Raw genomic sequence first — 20046 nt, 5'->3', positions numbered from 1 at the left:
GGTTCCCATGAGTGGTACGCTCTGTCTCTTAGTTATCGGGCCACACCCGGATGACTGCTCTATCAAGGCAGGCGGTATTGCTGCGAAATACGTCGAAGCCGGTCATGACGTTACCTTCCTCTCGGCAACAGACGGCAGCGCGGGTCACCACGAGATGGGCCCGCAGAAACTTGCCGCTCGAAGGAAGCGGGAGACGGAGGCCGTCGCAGAGACCCTTGGCGTCGAGTACCAAGTGTTCAACATTAGAGACGGCGCACTCGAACCAACGCTGGCGAACCGTCGGCGATTCATCCGGTTCATACGCGAGGTCGATCCCGACCTCGTACTCGGCCCTCGTCCGAACGATTACCATCCAGATCACCGCTATTGTGCCCAGTTGCTCCAAGATGCGGCGTACATGCTAATCGTCCCAAACGTGTGCCCCAACACCCCATCACTGAGCGCAAACCCCGTCATCGGGTACGTCGCCGACCATTTCCAGAAGCCTACGCCGTTCGAGCCTGACGTCGTGCTTGACGTAACTGACGTCGAAGAGCGCAAAATCGACGCACTCCACTGCCACGAATCGCAGATGTACGAGTGGCTTCCCTACACCTTCGGTGAGCTCGAGGCAGTGCCCGAGGGGGACGCCGAACGGCGCGAATGGCTCGCTAATGACGGCTTGAGCCACCTCGTGGCGAACACCGAAATGAACGTCGCCGATCGCTTCCGTGAGGGACTAGCGGACCGCTACGGCGCGGAGGCTGGGATGCAGGTTGAACACGCAGAAGCTGTCGAAATATCGGAGTACGGTGCCCCGCTGACCGACGAAACGGCGGAGACGCTCTTCTTTTTCTAGCATCAGCTCTACAGTCTCATCGCACAGTACGGCATCGTATATTCGCGTAACCCTCTCACCACAGCGTTCTCGCTCCTCGGTGCTTTTCGACACAGCCTCCGGCCAACCGCCGAAAAGGGCGAGACCGGAGGTCAACTTTCGAGTAGTGCGTCAAGTGCGATTTCCGGTCCGGCCCGGCCGGTTCCTTCGACGCTGGGCCGTTCTCCTTGGCGCGCCGGACGAGCTTGTCGAACGTTTCCATGGCCAGGTCGGGACTCGAAAGGATCGAAATGGACGTTTACGCCGTTAGTTCCGGCACCAAGTGACTCATCGACGCCTGTGTGAGTGCGTGGATGTCACTATTCCGCCCAGTACGCCTCCCCGGGGGTGGTTTCGAAGACCGAGCGCTGCAGCACCTCGATCGCCTCGCGCAACTCGCGGTCGGCCTCCGCCGCCTGCTCGTCGTCCGGGTGCAGCGGGTTGTTGTGCGTCGCTAGCGCGCTCACGTACAGGTCGTACTCGTCGAGCGTCTCGCGGAACGCCGATTGTGCCCCCTCGTCGTTGAGATGGGTCTCTCGATCGAGATGCTCGCCGCCGTGAAGGCCACCGACGCCAGGTTCGACCGCATCGACGCCGAGTCCGGCGAGGTACTCGGCGGCTTCTTCGAACGGCTGGTCGATCAGGGGCGCCGTAAGGACTCCTACGTCCATGCGAGAAATTCGCAATCGAGGGTGATAAATATCTGGGTTCACGGATCGGAGTCAGCGATCGCCCTCCTGTCGGTCCGGTCGGGCGCGTCGGCGCGCTACCCGGAAAGTGCGTCGAGGTATGACTCCCACACCCGATCGGGGTTTTCCGAGGCGATCGAGGAGATCGAGCGGCAGCCGTCGTACCCCCACATGAAGACGCTGTCGACGCCGCCTTCGGCCGCAGAGCGGGTTGTAGTTCGGACGTGATCGTACGTCGCGGTCTCGTCGGGCAGACCGAATCCTTGCACCCAGATCTGACTCCGGAGATCGTACGTCGACGCGAGGTCAGTTACTCGGTCGATCGCGTCGCGGACGAACGCCTCCACGTCGTCACCGGCGAACAGCCCCCAGTACGGGTCCGTCGAGATGAGATCGATGTAGTCGCTCGATGCGAGCCGCGCCCAGTCGGCGATGCCGTGGTCGGCGTCCGACTCCGGCACGAGACAGACCGCATTCTCCGCTCCCCCTTCGTGGACGATAGCCATCATCTCGTCGAGGAAATCCAAAAGCGTGTCTTCTCGGAATCGACGGACGGTGGCGTCCTCGGTCACTGGCATCGGCGCGTCGTATTTCTCGCGATACCGTCGCTGGCAGTGTTCACAGCGACAAACCCACGCATCGTCGGGCTCGTCGTCGTCGAACCACTCCGGGAGAATCCAGTGCGGTTCGTCCCAGAACACGACGTCGGGGTCGAGGCCGACGGCCGAGCGCGTCCACTCACGGACGAACTCCCTGAACGCCGGACTATTGAAACAGGCGGCGTGTTCACGGCTCCCCGTAACGAGTTGTTGTCGGTCATTCGGGTACTTTCCGAGGAACTGTGAGAACGCCTCGCCGCCGAATACCTTCCCGACCCCCCACGGGTTGACATACGTCGTGAATCCCCGATCGTTGCTCGCGGCGACGATATCGGCCATCGTCTCCTCGTAGAACGTTTGGTCGCGTTCACTGTACGTGTGCAGTATCGCGTTCAGTCCCTCATCGACGAGTCGATCCAGGTCCTCCTCAACGTGACGGGGGTCCCGAACACCGAAGTAGCTCGCGCCCTGCTCCATACCTCGGACGTGGGCTAGCTGCTGCAAATAACTACCGGACGATCGTCCCCGTGTCGGTTTCGGCGACGTCGATCAAGTCGTCGATTCGTGTCGACTTACCGCCGCCAAGCCTCGATCGCTCGTCAGCGGTACCCTCATTACCGTCGACGATGAGAGACCACGTATGCGCGAGTTCTTCCGCATAATCTTCGGCGTGAACATGGTTCTGCTGGCGTTGCTCGCTATTTCATTCACCGTCATCGAACCCGGATCCGGAGCGTACGTCGTTGCGGTACTGAGCCTCGGAATCATCGCCGTTACTTTAGCCATCGTGAGTGCACTGCTGTACGTCGATTGGCGGGGACTGAATCCGAGGTAACACGGGACCGACGGTGATCGAAGGGACAGGGAACGTAACACCTTCGCGCTTTGCGTTTCTGTTTTTCCCACGACCGAACTACGACCTTCCGATCACATTCTCCTCCGAGCGGGCGTCGTCCGTGATTGTGGAGTCGGTCAACTCGGGGCTGTTCCAGTACTCGTGCCCCCGTCTCTGGAACTGCCGGAAACAAGACGCCGCGTGGGACGACGGATCTTCCGAGTGGGAGAACAGATCGGGGTCCTCGTGGACACAGACCTCGCGCGCTTTTGGACATCGAGTGTGGAAGCGGCAGCCCGACGGCGGATCCGACGGATCGGGGATGTCTATCTTCCTGACGGGCGGGGTTCCCGCGTGCGCTTTGTCCGGATCGAGATCGGCGGTCGCCCATCGGAGAACTTTCGTATAGGGGTGGCGAGGGTTCTGGAGTATTTCCTCCGCCGTCCCGATTTCGACGATTCGGCCGAGGTACATCACCGCGATTCGCCCGCCGGCCTTCTGTGCGAGATAGCGCGCGTTCGAGAGATTGTGGGAGACGAAGACGAACGACGTGCCGAACTCGTTCTGCAGATCGAGCAGGAGGTCCATCATCTCGACCCGCAAGGAGACGTCCAGCGCTGACACCGCTTCGTCGGCGAGGATGACATCCGGGTTCATCAGGAGGGCGCGCACGAGCGCGGTCCGCTGTTTCTCTCCACCGCTGAGTTGGTGTGGGTAACGATTCGCGTAGTCGTCCGGCGGAGCCATGCCAACGTGTTCTAACATTCCGAGGACCCGCGTACGGCGATCCCTCGGACTGAGCTCCGGTTGCCACTTCTTCAGCGGCGCCTGCAGGCTCTTCATGATAGTTTTGTTCGGGTTGAGCGAACTACCGGGGTCCTGGTGGATGATCTGCAGCGATCGACGGATCTCCTGGTAGGGGATTTCCACGTTGCCCTTCCCGTCCTTCGCATCCCAGATGTCCTGTCCTCGATACGTTACTGCGCCGCCCGTTGGCCGTTGGAGGGCGACCGCTGTTTTGCCGAGCGTGGTCTTCCCGCAGCCGGACTCGCCGACGAGCGCCACCACGTCCTGCTCTTCGATGTCGAGCGACACGCCGTCGACGGCCTTGACGGTTTTTCCGCCGGGGTTACGGAGCAGCCGATCGAGGACTCCTCGCTGGCCTTCGAAGTGCACCTCAACGTCGTCCAGCCGGAGGAGCGGCTCGTCAGCCGTCATTCGATCGCCCCCACGTTGTCACCCTGATCGGCGTCAGTTTCGCTCACCAGATACGGAATCGCTTCGCTGGACTTCGTCCAGTGGTGACAGGCAGCGACACGGTTTTCGCCAACGTCGTAGTAGCCGGGGTCTACCTCGACACACTCGTCGTCGGCCAGCGGACACCGTGGATGGTACGAACAGCCAGTCGGGACGTTAACTGGATCCGGTGCCGAGCCAGCGATCGGTCGCATCCGTTCGAGCGGCGCGTCGAGGTTCGGCACGGCCTTCAGTAACGAACGCGCGTACGGGTGCGCTGCGTCTCGGATGACCTCTTCGCTCGGACCGATTTCGGCGAACTCGAACGCGTACATGACGGCGAGACGATCGGCGAGACCGGCCACCAGCGGGAGATCGTGCGTGATGAAGATGATCGTCAGGTTGTACTTGTCCTGTAAATTTTCGAGGAGGGTCAGGATCGACCGCTGCATGAGCAGGTCGAGCGCGGCGGTCGGCTCGTCCATCACGAGCACCCGCGGTTCGAGCACCAGCGACAGGGCGATGAGCGCCCGCTGGCTCATCCCGCCGCTCAGTTCGTGCGGGTAGCTCCGGAGGATGCGGTCGGGATCCAGGTACAGGTCCGAGAGGAGTTCGCGAGCGTGTGCGAGACCTTCTTCTCTGTCTCGTTGGTGGGCGTCCAGCGTCTCCTCGAAATGCTGGCGTATCTTCATCGTCGGATTGAACGAACTCATCGCACCCTGGAATACCATCGAAATTTCCTCCCAGCGCAGACGCTTGAGTTCAGCCGGAGTCAGATCGAGGAGGTCGATTTCTTCGCCTTCCGTCGGATAGTACGTGATTTCGCCGGTGAGTTGACCCGGGCGCACGACCGCGTCGAGCAGCGCCGATGCGAACATCGATTTGCCCGAGCCCGATTCGCCGACCACGCCCAGAATCTCGTCGCGGTAGATGTCGAGCGAGACGGAATCGAGCACGCGAGACTCTCCCCGGTCCATGTCGAAGCTGACGCTCACGTCCCGTACTTTCAGGATGACGTCTCGGTCGGTTCGTTTACGCATCGTTTCGGTCGAGTGGTTTACTCTCGTCATGGGTTTCAGTTCGTTGGTACAGTGGTCATCGGGCTCGTCTGCTCTTCGTCGTCATCCGCACTGGAGACGCTTTTGACGTGGCGGGCGCGCACTCGTGGATTAAATATTCGATCTAATCCCTGTGAGAACAGGATGAGCCCCACTGAGAGCACGGTGATCGTAATCATGGGGATGAACAGCCAGTGTGCGGACTGCCACGTGTACAGCGCGCCGGACGTCGTGTAGGCGAGATTCATCATGACGCCCCAGTTGAACGTCGTGAACGGCAAGATGCCGAGGTAATAGAGACCAACCGATTCGAAGATAATGCCTCGAGCCGCGGTGACGAAGTGGATGGAAACGTACGACATCAGGTCCGGGATGATGTCATCGACGAGAATGCGCGGCGTCGATAGTCCCATCGCGCGGGACGCTTCCACAAAGTTCCGCTCGCGGACACTCAGCACCTGAGATCGGACCGCACGACAGAGCCCCGCCCAGTTGTTGATTCCGAGTATTAGCCCGATGATGTACGGGTTTTCGGGCTGGAGCGCGGCGGCGATGATGATCACCAGCGGCAGCCCTGGAATCGTCATCGTAATGTCGGCCAACGTCATGATGCTCCGGTCAGTGTACCCTCCTTTATATCCCGCGAGCGTCCCGAGGATCGTCGCGACGACCGTCGAGAACACGGCGCCCGCGATGATCATCTTCAGCATCGACGGCGTTGCGTGAACGATCTGCGACCAGAGTCCTTTGCCGAGCGCGTCGGTCCCCAGCGGGAGGTAGATGACGGGATCGAGCGGAAGGTGAAGGCCCAAGACGGAGACGCTCTCGAACGTCAACCAGCCGTCGTGAAAGGGCTGCAGGTATCGTTCGTCCATGCCAGCGGTCGGAACCGGGTTGACGAGCACGCCGACGGTCCCCATCAGGACGTACAGGAGGATGATTAGAAATCCCACCCTGGCGCGCCAATCGGCCCACAGAATTCGAAACGGTGCAATGAGGAGCCTGTCGACACTGTAGAGGAACTGTTCTCGGTGCGAGACGTCCGTCTCGGCCGTCGTTCTGAACGGGATCTCCGTTTCGACCCGTTCGCCGTCTGATTGTTGTGATGCCATTGGATTTTCAGTACGACTCGCGGTCGCCTTCGCCGGCCGCTCGCGGATCTATCTTGCTGTACGTCAGGTCGGCGATCAGTACTCCGATTATTACCGCCGTCGAAATCATGATCAGTCCACCCATCATGACCGGGTAATCACGCGATACGGTTCCCTGGAAAAGATAGTATCCGACACCAGGATACGCGAATATCTCCTCGAGGATCACGGAACCGCCGAGCATGAACGCGATGGCCAGCAGGATCCCGGTGTACATTGGAAGCATCGCGTTGCGCGCCACGTAACGAATTGCGATGCGTCGCCGAGGCAAGCCCCGGAGGCGGGCGATGCGAATGTAATCCTCGCCGAGGACGCTAATACTATTCCCGCGCATCGACAGCGCTGTCCCGCCCCAGCCGACCAACGTCGTCGAGAGGATGGGCAGAGCAGCGTGATACAGCACGCTCTCGATGTACGGCCACTTGAATCCCGGCACGAGCTCGGGGTCGACCTGGCCGCCTGTTGGAAAGTACTGAAGCCGGTAAGCGAATACGTAGAGAAGCCCGATAGCGAGGATGTAGTAGGGGATGCCTCCCGCGATCGTCGAAAACAGGGTGACGCCTGTATCGAATTTACTTCCTTCGGTGTACGCCATGAAGCCGCCGACGACGATCCCGATCACGGTCGTCAGGAAGGTTCCAATCGCCGCGAGAAAAACCGTCCACGGCAGTGCTTGCGCGAGGATATCGAACACCTGGCCGTCCAAGAAGTAGGCCTCTCCGAAATCACCTTGCAGGACGGAGGCCATGTAGTCGAGATATTGCAGCCAGAGTGGCTGGTCAGGCTGGAAACTCACGTAGTTCCGAACGTAGTTACTTATCTGCGACTCGGGGATCCCCTGTTTTCGGAGCTGGACGACGAGGTAATCGATCGGTCCACCGGGGAGAAACCGGATGAGTACGAATGACAGGGTTATCACCGCCCAAAGGGTGAAGAGGGCTTGGCCAATTCGCTTCGCAAGCCATTGCATACCAAAGAGCTTCTATAGCAGGGATTGTAAACCCTCCGGTGACTTTTGGAATTGCCCGTACATCCTGTTACGGCGAATGACCACCGAAATCACTCCATCGCAGCCCAAGTGGGATTACGAAAAGACTCGGCTCACCTAAGAGGAGCCGTCGTTCGTAGCGTCACTTCGTTTTCGCCTTGAACTTTCCTGTCTTCAGAACGTAGTGGAACGGCGTGTAGAACTGTCGTTTCATGATGTCGCTATCGAGCGATGGGTACTCCCACTCGTCGTTAGTGAACCACGTTTGCGTCCGGTTTTCGTACACCTGAATCTGTGGCATCGCGTAGCTGCACGCCCACGCGAGCTCCCGTACGACCTGCCGCAGGTCCTTCCCCTCGTACTTGGTGAGGTTGACGACTGCCTCGTCGAGGTTGATCGTGAGGGCATTCTGGTCCCCGTCAGGTCTGCCGACCGGCGGTAAAGAGATCTCGTCCGGCATCCCCACATTCTCGCGGTCCTCGAGGAACGTGAGGTTGTACCACGCGTACGGCTGAGGAAAGTCGGCGGTGAACGCCCCGCTTGCGATTCGGAAGTCACCCTGATCCCAGACATCGGACTCGAACGATGTCCCTTCTAAGGTCTTCAGCTGTGACGCGATCCCGAACTGCTTGAGCTGGCTGGAGATCGTTTCGAGGGCGATCAGGTCGGGTCCGCCGGTCGTTCCGCTCTTGATGTCCGGGCCGAACTGCTCCCCGTCCGGCCGATACCACTGATCGCCCTGTTTCGAGAACCCGGCGTCCCTGAGGAGTTGGGCCGCCTTCTGGTGATTTTTCCCGTACTTCGGGTACGGACTCTTGTCGCCTAAGTAGTCCCACATGCGGCTCGGAGACATTCCTGTTTGATAGGTGACCGGGTCGTGCGTTTCCTTCCCGGCGTTCGTGGCGACGGCGTTCTGGTCGATAACGTACGCGATCGCCTGACGCACTCGCGGGTCGCCGAGCACGTCGTCGTCCCACCGGAACTTGAGCGCAAGGCCGCCCAGCGACGGATACGTCGTGTTTTCTACGTGATCGGGAAAGCCGGAGGAGACATCGGCCGGGACGTTCAGGCGCACGTGGCCATCGAGTGGGCCGTTGGCCAGCGACTGGTAGATCTTCTGTTCACTTCCGAAGTACTGGAAGACCATGTTCGGGAAGTTGATCTCGTCGGCTGCAGGGTGTCCGTCGTTCTTGACGGTGACGAGCTTCTCCCGCGAGGCGTCCTTGACCGCGAACGGGCCGTACGATTCCATATCCTCGCTGCTGATGCTGAGTTCGGAAAGTTCCGATGCGATCTCGTCTCGTTCGCCGTCGCCCTGAGCGCCTTCGAACCGTTCGAGCCACTCTTGGTACTCCTCCATACCGTGTGAAAGCACGTTCGTTAGTAAGCTGAACAGGATGTAATCCTTGTTCTCGTGCCCGCCCTTGAGCTGAAATTCGACGGTGTAGTCGTCGACTGCTTCGATCTCGTCGATGAACTCCGACGAGGAAAAGCCCATGTACTGTTCCATCATGAAGTGAACGTACACGTCCTCGGCGGTGACCGGCCTGACAGGTTCATTGCCGTCGTGCCACTCGTAGTTCTGGTTGAGATTCAGTTGGAGGGCCTGGTTTTCGGTGTCGACGGTCCAGTCGTCCGCGAGTAGGCCGACGAATTCGCCCGATGTCGGGTCGTACACCGCGAAGGGATCCATGACGTGGGCTTGCACCATCCACTTGTAACTCGCGAAGTTGAACTCGTTCCACTGCACGTCGTCCGCCGGTTCGCCGAGAGAATCGAGCGTCAGTTCCGGATCGAGAACGTTGCTGTCGGCGTTTCCGGAACCGTTCCCGCTACCCGGGGCGTCGTCCGTATCGGCCTGACAACCGGCGAGTCCGGCGAGCGCTCCGACGCTGGCGGCTTTGAGCACCCGTCGTCGAGACGTCCAACCATCGGTGAACTGCTTCTGGGAGTGACTGTCGCGTGTCATTCTCTGTCACCGTCGGGGGTACTCCATCAAAAGTGTTTTGTTAATTTACGAGTTTAATGAAGGTATTAATATCCCGTCATCGCATCCACCGCGAACGCCACTCGAACCCCCGATCAGCGGACATTTCGGCTCGCGCTCCGCGTCGAAAGACGACGTATTTCCACGCGACCACTATCCGAGCCGCAGAAGTCTATCGGAAGACCGTACCGTCCGTGGTCGTTCATCGGTCGAACGCCGCGAGGTCGTATGACGCCGGCGATGGCCGGGAGGTATCGCCGTCACAGATGGTTCCTCTGCACCGGCTCCGCGTACGGTGAAGTGACGTCGGCAGCGACGGTTTCGGCTTCGACGCCATCGTACAGCCGGTTCAACAGTTCTCCCCTCGTCGTCCGGTCTACTTCGTACCCCAGCGACGCAGCCGGGGCGGCCCAATCGAGCCACCGCTCCGCCGTCGATGCCGTCACCGCGTCGTCGAGCCGCGCCTTCCACGCCGGGACGAATCCACGGACGCCGAAGAATTGCAGCGCCTCGAAAGCGGGGTGCGTACGGTCGACATCCTCGTAGTGAATAAGTACCGTACCTCCCGCGAGTAACTCTCGCTGGAGGAGACTGATCGGGAGGTTTCTCACCTGGCATTCCTGATCGAGCGATAGACTCGCCGCTACCCCTGCTGCTTCGCCGAGCGCCATCCAACACGGTTCCATCCGGAGTGTACTGAATCCGATGTGAGTCCCCGATACCGGTACTGGTGTGAGCAGTCCGTCGATTCGCTTCGGTACGAGAACGCCGAACGGAACGGTGTACGGTTCCGTCGGCTCAGCGAGGAAGACGAAGCCATCGAGATGCGGCCGTGCGGGCTCACGCTTGCGGACGCCGTGCGAGTCGAGCGCGTAGTGATTCGCGGTCACGGATGACGGATGAATCGGTGGGCGAGAGTGAGTTGGACGATGGGGGTCGTGAGCCACGGTTACGCTCACATTACCTGGGAGAGCCTCGTCGTCGACACCGACCGGGAGGGCGTCGTAGGCGGTGAAGGTGTATTCGCCTTCGACGCGCCGGCCCTCCCGCACGTACACCTGCCGAGGGAAGTGGTCGTTGTCCTCGTACTCGTCGGCGGCGAGGCCCCACTCACCGACCTGCTCACGGGTCGCCTCGGGCACCTCGGGGTCGTGTTGAAGAAAGTAGAGCAGACCCAGCGTGTAGTTTCGGAGGCGCCCGGCGAAGCGGTCGCGCCACGCCCATCCTGCACTCGGCCACGGCCAGTTCTCCTCGGGAAGATCCGTCGAGAGTTTCGTCAGGTGGCTGTTGTTCGCGTCGACTTTCCCGTTCGGAAGCGGTGCGAGACTCACCGCCCATTCGATGCCCTCCGGCGTGAACTCTTCACCGCCGGCGTGGGTGTGGTTCCCCGTCCGAATGTCCTCGGCGAGGGGGAGATACTCGGACCGGTCGTAGTTCGGCGGCTTCTCTATCGACGCCTTCTCTTCGCCAGTCGTCAGACAGAGCCGGTAGTTGTACGCCTGTATCGCGTTGTCACCCCGCCCCGTCGACACCGCGTCGGCGGTTCCGGCCCACGCTGCGTAGACCTTCCCGGCGAGTGGCTCGCCGTGGGCGTCGACGCCTTCGCGACCGATGCGGTAGGAGACATCCGCCGCAGCGGCGAGATCGCCTTCGTAGGTGGCGTCGACGAACACATCGCCGTGATACCGCTCTCTCTGACCGCCGTTTCGATCTTCGACGGTGATTGCGGCCACGCGTCCGTCATCGGTAGCGACCGAGGCGTGAGACTCGCCGCCGTCTCCAAGAGACGACAATTCCTCCTCGTGATCGAACTCACGGCACCGACGGACGGTTACCGCCGGGTGGTCGACGAGCATACCTTCGAACACCGCCTCGGCGACGGATGGCTCGAAGTGGTATCCATCTCGACAGTCGGCTACCTGTTCGGAGGCGGGCCCGTACGTGCGGACGTAGTAGTCGCGGACGCGTTCGACGAACTCGGAGAACAACCCGCCGACAGCGTCGCGAGTAATGATATCCGTCGCTCCGAGACCGTTCGCCGGGAGGCCGCCGACGTGGGCCGAGCGCTCCAAGACGATCGGCGAGCGTCCCATCCTCGCGGCGGCGATAGCCGCGGCGATGCCGCCGGGGGTCGCCCCGAGAACGACGATATCGAATTTGAACTCGTCCACGTTACTCCGTCCTCCTCGAAGCGAGGTTCAAACGATCGTACTGGTGAGAAGGAGTCTCCAGTTCGTCGAGCGCTGCAACCAGCAGGTCGCACATCCGATCGGACTCGTCTGGATCGGAGGTGAGACGCTTCTCCTGCCACGGATCCTCCTCGACGTCGAACAACAGGGGCTCGCTGTGGCGGGCGTACGACGGAGCGGCGTAGCGCCAGACGGGGACCTCGGCGTACGGGAGGAATTCACCCGATGCCGCGTCGGGGCGTGGCTTCGGCGGCGTGAACCAAGAGTGGGGGTTTATCATCCGCGTTGAGTGACAGAAGCTGCCGATCTCGGCGTTGCACGGATGAAGGTAGGTGTACTTGCTGTCGGTGACGTTGACGCTCGATCCCCAGTAGCCGTACAGCGCCCAGTCGCGAACCGCGTCGACCTCACCGTCGAGCAGTGGCAGGAGACTTCGACTGTGTGGACCGGACTCCTCGACGATCCCGAAAACGTCGAGCAGCGTCGCGTTGAGGTCGACGGCCGCCGTGAGCGCTTCGATTCGCTCGCCGGTCCGGGCGGCGTCGGGGTGCCAGATAAACAGTGGTGTATGCGCCAGCACGTTGTACAGCGGCGCCTCGAACGGCTTGCCCACCCAGCCATGTTCGCCGAGGTAGAAGCCGTGGTCGGACGTGACGACGACCACCGTCTCCTCCCACAGATTACGGTCGTCGAGGACGTCCAGAACGCGGCCGAACCACCGGTCAGTCATCGTCAGTTTGCCGGCGAACTGCGATCGAACGAAGTCGAGTTCGCGTTCGGAGAGCTCGCTCTCGCCGCGATCCGTCCGCCCGTACGGCGGCCAGAACGTGAGCTCCGGATCTCTGGGATCCTCGTCGGTGTACATGGAGGCGTACGGTTCCGGCAGGTGAAACGGCTCGTGAACGTCGAAGCTATCGACGTACAGGAACCAATCGTCCCATTTCTCGTTTCGGCGGAGCCAATCGGCCGTCTCGGAAAACACCTTCGGTGCGAAGGAATCTCTCTCCTGGTCGAATCCGTCGGCGTTCCGAACGTACTGGACCGGATTCAGGTATCCGAAGCCAGAAGGGTCGTCGGGGACTGCAAAACCCAGCTGGTCGTGGATGGGCGACGAAGACGGTTCCCGCGGTGTAGTCTTCCACGCGTCGTACTCGTGGCCGCGAATGAACTCGAATCCGTTGAAGTCCTCGTAGTACCCGCCGCTGCCGTGCTGGAAGTAATGGTAGTGGTCGGTGATCAATTCCGTGATCACATCCTCAGCGCGCAGCGCTCGGGGCACTGACGTATCGAACGGCTCTATCGGTCCCCACGGACGCCAGAGGAACTCCTGTGTGCCGGTGAGCCACTCCCGTCGAGCTGGCATGCAAGGGAGGCTTCCGGCGTAGTGAGCGTCGAAGACGGCCGACCGCTCGGCGAACCGATCGAGGTTCTCCGTCTCGACATCGAGATCGACGTTCGGATCGTAGACATCGAGAAAGTGTCGATTGAGACTGTCGATAGAGACGAATAGCAGCTTCATTCGCTTTTTAGTCGGTGAGTTTTGACGAGCGCGGCGTGGCTCTCCCCCCGCCGCGGTTCGCCGTCGATGATCAGAAACGGGCCGGCGTTGCAGGCTCCACACCGCCGAAGACAGCACTTCTCTACGACCGTCGCATCTAGTTTCGCGAGCGTCGTTCGGGCGTCGGCGGTAACGTTGGTACGGCAGTACTCGACGTATCGAGGCATGGGGAGTGACTTCACGCCCACCTGCAATTAATGTGCGCCTCTTCGGTTTCGGAACCCTGTCTCGGTGCGCCGCTCAGGTCGTTTCCCTCGGCGTTCCCTTAGACGGCGCGCCCGCTCACTAACCGTTAGAAGACTATTATGTCTCTCGAAGAAGCCGGTCGTCTCTGATTGCTACGTGTGAACCGTCGAACGCGGCTCACGACGCCACCGATCGGTCATTGAGGCGTAAGTGCACTTTTCGAAACATCGTCGAGCGTAACTGATCCGTTCAATAGTGCCGATTTCATTATTCTTCGAATGGTGGTTCTGGATGCAACTAAGAGCCACGGTCTGCCGCCTAAACCGTGTATCTAAGGAAGACCTCAGATTGAAGTCGCCACGTCTTGCGTTCACGAGTATTGAACATTCGACGCCCCGTCAGGTCCTTCGACGCACCTCCGCGAAGAACACACAACCCAGGGGGTCCCCCACTGACGACCGAAAATTGCTGATAGTGGAGACGGTGTCGGGCACCAACCGACCGTGCTCGCGAACCACCGTACCGCGGGATTACAAACGTACAACCGTCACACACGTGGGCCTGATACTAGAGATGACTGATTACACCTCTGGTGTCTGATGGAGGGGTACCACTCGATTTCCGAATTAGTCATGATGAACGGAAAGAACGCACTAATACGGGGTCCAAGAGACGAATTTCGTTGACTACTTCTCCTTGGTCCAATTTTATAGGTGAAGGCGATTGAATCACTGTTCATCACAATTGAACAAGAAATTTCGACGCTCTCGATTTCGCGGTGCAATCGTAATCGTCACCGCCAGTGCCACCCGCGTTGTGAGGATAATGCGCACTTCGCTCGGAGAGCGAGCGAAGAACGACCGCTATCCCTACGCCCCATCTGGTACAGCGCTACGGCGGCCTGATCGCACCTGCTCTCTTCAGCCAGCTACCCGGTCACGGCGGACCGGTCTAGCCGAGCGTCAAGGAGTCACTGTTATGAGAGCTCACCGGCGGTCGATTCGGATCCAGAGCCTGGACACAGCCGCGAGCAGAAAACCAACGAGGCCGAGGAGTCCGAATACGACCGCCCAACCGCCGAGAAGTCCCGCTGCGACGTCGGTGATGTCAACCCCACTCGGGCCCAGGGAATACGACGTCCACGTGTCGAGCCAGTAGGCCGAGACGACGAAACTCGTCTCGATCAGGATGAAATAAGTGAGGAGACGATTCTTGTCGACGAACTCGCGAATGCTAGCGGCGAAGTCGGACCGCGATCCTTCGCTCCGTGTTGCCATAAGTGTCGGTACCATTCGTCAGGGGTGGAGTTAAACATACGTGTTGATCTCAGCGGGGGGCTGCCCGAACGCCGAGCGTCACTATCATTCTCCGCCGAGCGGGCGGAAAATCGCTGCAAATCCGCCGTTTTCGGGCAGCGAGACAGCGAACGCGTCGTCGCGCGCGATCCGCCGATTCTCTCGCGCGATCGACTCGCCGGCCTCGTCGTCACGATAGATATCGACGCGGTAGGGGCCTTCGATATCGAGGAATTCGCACGAACCCTCGACAGTCCGACCTTCACCCGCGGTGATGCACCCGACGAACCAGCGCTCTCCGTGGCGACGGGCGATCGTCGCTTCCCTCCCCGGGTAACCGCCGACGAACCGCGTCGCATCCCAGGCGGCGGGAACGTGTTCGAGGAACTCCTCCGCTAACGGTCGTTTACGGTAGGTTTCGATGTCGTCCGCGAAGTGCTGGAGACCCGTCTCGAAGACGACTGCGAGTGCGAGTTCGTGGCCGACGGTGGTAGTGCGAGTTTCCGCGGAGAACGTCACTGGCGTGTAATCCATCGGTCCGATAACGTTGCGGGTAAATGGGAGGATGACGTTGTGCTCCGGTGGGATCGTCTGCGGCGCGGGATGGTAGTTCTCCGCGCCGTAGACTCCCTCATAGGTGAGCAAGTGGGGCCACCGCCGACGTAACCCCTTCGGGGTGATCGACCCGTGAACGTTCAAGAGGAGTTCGTGGTCGGCCGTCGCCGCCGCCAGCTCGTCGTAGAACTCCATCATCTGTTGGCTGTCGGAGTTCATGTAGTCGACCTTGACGCCCGCGACGCCCCACGACTTCCACCGGGGGAGCCGCATCGCCCGTTTCGCCTCCGTGTCGAGATCCGACCACCGCGACCAGACGAGTACGTCGACGTTGCGCTCGGTCGCATAGTCCACGAGGTCAGTCATCCAACTACCCTGACTCCACCCGGCGTCGACGAGAACGTACTCCCAGTCGCGTTCGCTCGCGTAATCGACGTACCGTCGCTGCGTAGCTGGATCGCTCGGACTGGCGCCGTCGGACCACCAAGACCACGCGACGCGACCGGGTCGAATCCACGACTGGTCTTCGATTCGACACGGATCGGTGCCGTACGACGGCGCGTCGATCACGTCCGTGACCAAGTCCGACTCGACAACGGTCGCTAGATCGCCGACGATGGCGACGCGCCACGGCGTCGCGAGCGGTCGCGTGGTGCTCACGTCGGCCGATTCGGTCGCCATTCGGTGGCGCTCCGAATCCGGAAAGTGGACGCGAAACAGCGTGTCATCCGCTTCGGCGGTGACGTGGGATGCGACGTACCGACCGTCGACGCCCGCCTCCGTCAGCAGCACCCAGCGACTGCCTACTTCGAACAGCGACGGGAAACTGTACCGTCCTGCCGCCTCTTTCGCCGATGTCGATCGCCAGACGTCCTCGTGTTTCGCCTCGAACGGCATCACCCACGCCGACGCCCCCTCGGGGAGACGAAACGCGCTCTCCTCGCCGGTCACGACGACGGGCCCCTGGCCGGGAAGGCGGTAACGGTAAGCGACCCCATCGTTCGACACCCGGAGGTCGATTCGAACGGTGGCACCGTCGTCGTCGACGAGCGTTACCGTTTCCTCGTTAGCCCGACAACGGTGGTGCCGTCGTTTGCCCGCGGGCGTTTCGTACGCGATCTCGGTCGTCCGCCGCTCGCGGACCTCGACAGAGAGACCGGCGCTGAACGAGGTTTCGAACGTCTCAAGTCCGAGGGGTGACGGCTCTATGACGCCCGTCCCAGCAGAGCGGACGCTGAGGATCGGTCGCCCGTCTCCGTCAAGGCCCAATTTAACACCGACCGTCCCGTCCGGACTTTCGAGGGGCATTCGCTCAGCACCCTCCGCGGTGCTTCCGGTGACAGTCTGCTCGAACCGTTGTCTCTCCTGTCTCGTCGAGGATGGACGCGTCGCGTGACATACTCTCTCGAACCCTGTGGCCGGTTCTCCGCCCCTATGGAAAAATCATCCGGTGACGGAGGTGTCGCGGAATCGTTCCCGCGAATCGGTGCGAACGCGCCAAGATTCATCTGAGAAATCGCAATACATACGGTTCTGTGGGCAAATTGTGAGCCGTCTACATGGAAGAACGTAACAATGATGTCCGCGTCGGCATCGTCGGACTCGGGTCGATGGGCCACTGGCACACGGAACTGGTCGAGAATGCAGGACACGACGTAGTTGCCGGCGCAGACATCGTCGAAGACGCACGCCGTCACTACAACCGAAAGTGGGGAGTCGACACGTACGCCTCGCACGAGGAACTGTACGCCGAAGAGGAACTGGACGCCGTCATCGTCACCACGCCGAACAAGTTCCACGAACCCGCGGCGGTCGATGCCTTCGAGGCCGACATCGATCTCCTCTTGGAGAAACCGCTGGCGCACACACTCGACAGCGCCGAGCGAATCGCCGCAGCCGCGGCTGCCTCCGACGCCTTCGGGATGGTCGGCTTCCACAACCGCTTTCTGAACGCCGCGACCGCGCTGCAGGGGTACGTCGAGGGCGGTTACCTCGGTGACGTGACCCGCGTCGAAACGAACTACTTGCGGCGACGAGGCGTCCCCGGGCGGGGATCGTGGTTCACCGCCAAGGAAGTCGCCGGCGGCGGCGCCCTGATCGACATTGGCGTCCACATCATCGATCTGACGCTACACGTACTCGGTCACCCCGAAGTGACCCAGGTCACGGGCGTTACGCGGTCGGAGTTCGGAAACCGCGACGACTACAGATATCTGGAGATGTGGGGCGACGACGCCGGGGCCGGCGCGTTCGACGTCGAAGACTCCGCGATGGCCCTGTTGCAGACAGCCGATGGACAGACCGTCTCGCTCGACATCGCGTGGGCGACGAACGGCGAGTGGGAGGAGACGATTTCTCTCCGGGGGACGGAGGCCGGCGCGACGCTCGACAAAGCGGAGGGACACCTGACACTCTACGAGACCAGGGACGTCGGCACCACTCACCACGTCGATTCGGCGGTGAGGGTCCCCGAGCAGGACTGCAAAGAGGCCCAGGCGGAGTGCTTCCTCGGCGCCGTGGCGACGGGTGATTCTCCGGGGATAAGCACGATCGCCGAGGCACTCACCGTCCAGCGCGTCATCGAGGCAATTTACCAATCGAGCGAGCACGGCGGTCGCCCGGTCCAGCTGGAGCCGAACGAGATCGTGGTCGAAGAGCCGATGGCCCTCGACTGACATGCGCAGCGCAATACAGCTGTTCACCGTTCGGGATATCGATGAACCGCTTCCCGACCTCGTCGGACGCGTCGCCAGCGCCGGCTACGACGGCATCGAACTCGCCGGACTTCCCGACGACCCTGTCGCACTCGGGGACGCACTCGACGATCACGGAATCGCGTGCGCCGGCGCTCATGTCAGCTACGACCGCGTTGACGAGGATCCCGGGGGGGTTGTCGAGACAGTCGGCAGCTTCGATTGCGAGTCGGTCGTCGTCCCGTACCTCGACCATGACCACTTCGCCTCTCTCGAGGCGCTCGCGTCGACGGCGACGTCCCTCGAACGCGTCGCCGACCGCCTCGGATCCGACGGCTGCCGCCTCTTCTACCACAATCACGCTCACGAGTTCGGGGACGTGAACGGCCGGACGGCGTTCGATCGCCTGATCGAAAGAACGTCGCCGTCGGTGCTGTACGAACTTGACGTCGGCTGGGCCGCCGAGGGAGGGCGTGACCCCGTCGACCTCCTATCGGTGCTCGACGGCAGATGTCCGCTGATCCACATCAAAGACGTCGATCTCGACGACGGGAGCCCCGCCGAAATCGGCGAGGGCGACGTGGACCTCGCCGCCTGCGTCGATGCAGCCATCGAGGCGGGCGCGGAGTGGTTCATCTACGAGCACGACGCTCCCGACGATCCGACCGAGTCGCTCTGTCTGGGAGCGGAGCGGCTTGACGACCTCCTGGGACGTTAAAACGAGATCGGATGGGGTAACCGATCAGCTACGGTGCGACGAAACCGAGGACGAACGGCACATCGGCGTCCGCTTACCGGTGTTCGGGAGGACGGCCCTCCTCGATCTCTTCGAGCGGGTCGCGCTGGTCGGCGAACTCCGGTTCGGGCCCGTCGACGGGTGCCGCCCACTGAACAGCGTTGGCGATGACCGTCCGGACGCCGTCCTGCTTGTAGACCGGATACGTTTCGTGACCCGGACGGAAGTAGAACACTCGCCCCTTTCCACGTTGATAACAGCACCCTGAGCGGAACACTTCGCCGCCCTCGAACCAGCTGATGGTGACGAGCGTGTCGGGCGCTGGGATGTCGAAGCGTTCGCCGTACATCTCCGCCTGCGGGATCTCGATGTACTCCTCGTCCAGTCCGTCGACGATCGGGTGACCCGGCTCGACGATCCAGACGCGCTCGCGCTCGCCGTCGGTCAGCCGCGTGTCGCGCCACTTCAGCGACCCGGTCGTACCCATGAGCTCCTGGAAGATCTTGGAGTAGTGTGCCGAGTGGAGAACCAGGAGGCCCATTCCGTCGAGCACCCGCTCTGTTACCTTCTCGACGATATCGTCCGCGACCTCGTCGTGGGCCTCGTGACCCCACCACAGCAGAACGTCTGTCGCTTCGAGGACATCGTCGGTCAGTCCGTGGTCGGGTTCGTCCAGCGTCGCCGTCCGTACGTCATGGTTTTCGGCTTCGAGTAGCGCGGCGAGTTCGGCGTGGATGCCGTCCGGATAGAGCTCGCGCCCGCGCTCGTGTTTCGTCTCGCTACGGTGTTCGTTCCATACGGTGACCTGAACCATCGCGTCTGAACAGGTTTCGGCGGCATGCAAAAAGGTATCCCTCATTCATCAAACATCTCGTGCCCGCGCCGCACAGCGTGGAACTCACCACCAAGAAATAAATACGGACGACGAAACTGTCCACTATGCAACGAGCACTGGCAGTTGTTGATTCGGACGACCGATCGAGGGAAATGGTGCGCGAGGCCGGGGAATTGGCCGCGGGCGTCGGCGCCGAGGTCGTGATCCTGCACGTGACGACCGAGGAGGAGTTCCAGGAGAATCAGGATCGTCTCGCCGAGGTATCGTCGGGAACGTCGATGTACAGCGTCGAGACGGCTCAGGAGGGCGCCCGCCAGTACGCCGCCAACGCCGGCACCGAACTCCTCGACGATCTGGACGTGTCGATCACTCCCGTCGGCGCGCTGGGCGAGAGACGCGACGAGATCCTCGCGGCGGCGCGCACCCACGGCTGCGATTACATCTTCGTCACCGGCACGAAGCGGTCGCCGACGGGGAAGGTGCTCTTCGGCGACGACGCGCAATCGATCATCCTCAACTTCGAGGGCTCGGTCGTCGTTCGGACCGAGTAACGCGGAGATCGCGGCCGTTTCCTGCTCAATTGAAAACACTTAACACACC

At 61.4% G+C, this 20046-nt stretch carries 15 protein-coding genes and 2 pseudogenes; 5 read left to right on the top strand and 12 right to left on the bottom strand.

What is annotated here, in order from left to right; translation table 11 throughout:
* Window positions 1-7 precede the first annotated feature (7 nt).
* Window positions 8-838, top strand: a complete 831-nt coding sequence (locus CNO20_RS09005) for a PIG-L deacetylase family protein (RefSeq protein ID WP_101295822.1) — start codon at window positions 8-10, stop codon at window positions 836-838.
* A gap of 392 nt (window positions 839-1230) precedes the next feature.
* On the opposite strand, the pseudogene CNO20_RS09000 reads toward CNO20_RS09005, so the two are convergent.
* Both CNO20_RS09000 and CNO20_RS08995 read right to left on the bottom strand, forming a co-directional pair.
* A pseudogene (locus CNO20_RS09000) lies at window positions 1231-1527 on the bottom strand (sugar phosphate isomerase/epimerase family protein); the annotation flags it as partial.
* Between the two features lie 95 nt (window positions 1528-1622).
* The gene (locus CNO20_RS08995) at window positions 1623-2621 is read right to left on the bottom strand and encodes an alpha-amylase family protein (RefSeq protein WP_101295820.1); all 999 of its coding nucleotides are present in this window, start codon (window positions 2619-2621) and stop codon (window positions 1623-1625) included.
* Window positions 2622-2784: 163 nt separating this feature from the next.
* On the opposite strand from CNO20_RS08995, the gene CNO20_RS08990 reads away from it, so the two are divergent.
* Complete coding sequence (locus CNO20_RS08990; protein WP_101295819.1) at window positions 2785-2979, top strand: hypothetical protein; 195 nt, start codon at window positions 2785-2787, stop codon at window positions 2977-2979.
* 78 nt (window positions 2980-3057) lie between these two features.
* Here CNO20_RS08990 and CNO20_RS24275 read toward each other — a convergent pair.
* The 9 genes and pseudogenes from CNO20_RS24275 to CNO20_RS08945 all read right to left on the bottom strand — a co-directional run bounded on the left by CNO20_RS24275 (window position 3058) and on the right by CNO20_RS08945 (window position 16490).
* A pseudogene (locus CNO20_RS24275) lies at window positions 3058-5285 on the bottom strand (ABC transporter ATP-binding protein).
* Window positions 5286-5290: 5 nt separating this feature from the next.
* Window positions 5291-6385 carry an ABC transporter permease gene (locus tag CNO20_RS08980; RefSeq protein WP_101295818.1) on the bottom strand — a complete coding sequence of 365 codons (1095 nt, stop codon included), beginning with the start codon at window positions 6383-6385 and terminating at the stop codon, window positions 5291-5293.
* Window positions 6386-6392: 7 nt separating this feature from the next.
* The gene (locus CNO20_RS08975; protein WP_101295817.1) at window positions 6393-7394 is read right to left on the bottom strand and encodes an ABC transporter permease; all 1002 of its coding nucleotides are present in this window, start codon (window positions 7392-7394) and stop codon (window positions 6393-6395) included.
* Window positions 7395-7554: 160 nt separating this feature from the next.
* Window positions 7555-9381 carry an ABC transporter substrate-binding protein gene (locus CNO20_RS08970; protein WP_101295816.1) on the bottom strand — a complete coding sequence of 609 codons (1827 nt, stop codon included), beginning with the start codon at window positions 9379-9381 and terminating at the stop codon, window positions 7555-7557.
* 278 nt (window positions 9382-9659) lie between these two features.
* Complete coding sequence (locus CNO20_RS08965) at window positions 9660-11570, bottom strand: FAD-dependent oxidoreductase (RefSeq protein WP_101295815.1); 1911 nt, start codon at window positions 11568-11570, stop codon at window positions 9660-9662.
* Window position 11571: 1 nt separating this feature from the next.
* On the bottom strand, window positions 11572-13107 hold the full coding sequence (locus tag CNO20_RS08960) for a sulfatase family protein (RefSeq protein WP_101295814.1): 1536 nt from the start codon (window positions 13105-13107) through the stop codon (window positions 11572-11574).
* Entirely contained in the window at window positions 13104-13313 is a 210-nt protein-coding gene (locus tag CNO20_RS08955) for a DUF1450 domain-containing protein (RefSeq protein ID WP_101295813.1), read from the bottom strand. Before CNO20_RS08955 ends, CNO20_RS08960 begins: the two co-directional genes overlap by 4 nt.
* Window positions 13314-14318: 1005 nt before the next feature.
* Window positions 14319-14609 carry a hypothetical protein gene (locus CNO20_RS08950; RefSeq protein ID WP_101295812.1) on the bottom strand — a complete coding sequence of 97 codons (291 nt, stop codon included), beginning with the start codon at window positions 14607-14609 and terminating at the stop codon, window positions 14319-14321.
* A gap of 84 nt (window positions 14610-14693) precedes the next feature.
* Window positions 14694-16490, bottom strand: coding sequence for a glycoside hydrolase family 97 protein (locus tag CNO20_RS08945; RefSeq protein WP_101295811.1), 1797 nt, complete (start codon window positions 16488-16490; stop codon window positions 14694-14696).
* Between the two features lie 251 nt (window positions 16491-16741).
* Between CNO20_RS08945 and CNO20_RS08940 the strand changes: the two genes are divergently transcribed.
* Together CNO20_RS08940 and CNO20_RS08935 are read left to right on the top strand one after the other, a co-directional pair.
* The gene (locus CNO20_RS08940) at window positions 16742-17857 is read left to right on the top strand and encodes a Gfo/Idh/MocA family protein (protein ID WP_101295810.1); all 1116 of its coding nucleotides are present in this window, start codon (window positions 16742-16744) and stop codon (window positions 17855-17857) included.
* Window position 17858: 1 nt separating this feature from the next.
* Window positions 17859-18593, top strand: coding sequence for a sugar phosphate isomerase/epimerase family protein (locus CNO20_RS08935; protein ID WP_101295809.1), 735 nt, complete (start codon window positions 17859-17861; stop codon window positions 18591-18593).
* A gap of 73 nt (window positions 18594-18666) precedes the next feature.
* Here the strand turns inward: CNO20_RS08935 and CNO20_RS08930 are convergent, their stop codons facing one another.
* Complete coding sequence (locus CNO20_RS08930; protein WP_101295808.1) at window positions 18667-19425, bottom strand: ThuA domain-containing protein; 759 nt, start codon at window positions 19423-19425, stop codon at window positions 18667-18669.
* Window positions 19426-19550: 125 nt separating this feature from the next.
* Here CNO20_RS08930 and CNO20_RS08925 point away from each other — a divergent pair, with 125 nt between their 5' ends.
* Window positions 19551-19997, top strand: coding sequence for a universal stress protein (locus CNO20_RS08925; protein ID WP_101295807.1), 447 nt, complete (start codon window positions 19551-19553; stop codon window positions 19995-19997).
* The last annotated feature ends 49 nt before the right edge of the window (window positions 19998-20046 follow it).

The sequence above is a fragment of the Halegenticoccus soli genome (assembly GCF_002844195.1).
Lineage (GTDB): Archaea > Halobacteriota > Halobacteria > Halobacteriales > Haloferacaceae > Halegenticoccus > Halegenticoccus soli.
This window is presented reverse-complemented; position numbering and strand designations above follow the sequence as displayed.